At 68.3% G+C, this 1,516-nt stretch carries 1 protein-coding gene; it reads left to right on the top strand.

The window, feature by feature from the left end; genetic code table 11:
• Positions 1-22: 22 nt before the first annotated feature.
• Positions 23-1,516: NCS1 family transporter (locus tag DSY14_RS27745; RefSeq protein ID WP_211719556.1), on the top strand; the 1,494-nt coding region annotated here is incomplete at its 3' end.

Here is a 1,516-nt window from a genome sequence, read left to right as displayed (position 1 = left end):
CCCCGACCCCCGGAGTACCACCGTGGACGCCTCCACCCCCCGAAGCAGCAGCCCTCCCGAACCCCGCGACCACCTGCTCGAAGAGTCGATCCTGCCCACCTGGCTCAACCAACGACCCATCTCGCTCATGGGCTTCGTGTGGATGTGGGTCGCCCTGGCCATCGTCATCGTGACCTTCCAGTACGGCGCCAACGGCGTCGAGGGCGGCCTGTCCCTGCCCACCGTCATGCTCATCGTCCTCACCGCCACCATGACCCTGTCGGTCGTCATGACCCTGACCGCCGACATCGGCACCGAGCACGGCCTGTCCTTCGCCGTGTTCCTGCGTGCCCCCTTCGGCACCATCGGCACCCACCTCCCCTCCGTCTCGCGCGGTGTGGTCGCCGCCTGCTGGTTCGGCATCCAGACCTACATCGGCGCCCTGGCCATCAACGGCCTGGTCGAGTACTGGACCGGGTTCTCCTCCTGGCCCCTGTGGTACGTGCTGTTCCTGGCCGTGCAGATCGCCAACGTCGCCCTCGGCATCAAGGCGGTCGAACGGCTGGCGTCGCTGGCCGCGCCCTGCATCCTGGCGATCTCGATCTGGATGTACTACACGCTCGACGGCATCGCCGACCTGGAGGGCACCAACATCTGGACCTTCGCCTCCGGCGGCGACCTGTCGCTGGCGGCGTTCTTCCTCATCAACATGGTGGTCTGGGCCCCACTGGCCGTCGACATCCCCGGCATCACCCGATTCGTGCGCACGGTGCCCGGTGAACGTCGCTTCCTGCGCCGTAACCGCACCGTCCTGATCGCCCACTTCGTCGCCCTGCCGGTGATGCAGGCCTGGATCTCCTTCATCGGCGCGGTGTCCTTCATCGTCACCGGCGAGTGGAACCCGGTCGACGTCATCCAGGGCCAGAGCACCGGGTTCGTGCTGGGCGTGCTGCTGGTGATGATCGTCCTGGCCCAGTGGTCCACCAACACCGCCGCCAACGTGGTGCCCGCCGCACTCAACTTCGTCAACGCGGCCGCGCCCCACCTGTCCTACCGTTCGGCGGTGGTGCTGGCCGGGGTGGTGGGCACCGCCGTCATGCCCTGGCTGCTGCTGGACAACCTGTTCACCTTCCTCGGCTACTACGGCGGGTTCATCGCGGCCATCGCCGGGATCATGATCGCCGACTACTACGTGCTGCGTCGCCGCCGGGTCAACGTGCCCGCGCTGTACGACCCCCAGGGCCAGTACCGGTACGCCCACGGGTTCAACCCGGCGGCACTGATCGCCTGGTTCGGAGCCTCGGCCGTGGCCCTGTGGCAGCCCGACTACGCCTACGTCATCGGGTTCCCGATCGCCTTCGTGACCTATCTGGTGGTGATGCGCGTGTGGATCCTGCGCCGCCACCCGCAGGCGGAGATCGACGATCCGAGCGACGCCTACCTGGCCACCAGCGTCGGCCGCAGCTGGGTGTACGACGCCCGGACGCGCACCTTCGACCGTCCCGGCGTGGCGGAGCTGCCCACCGTGGGCGAGCGC

Origin of the sequence: Nocardiopsis sp. MG754419 (assembly GCF_018207095.1) — a bacterium.
Lineage (GTDB): Bacteria > Actinomycetota > Actinomycetes > Streptosporangiales > Streptosporangiaceae > Nocardiopsis.
Note: the sequence above shows the minus strand (reverse complement) of the source record. Positions and strands in the feature narration are given on the sequence as shown.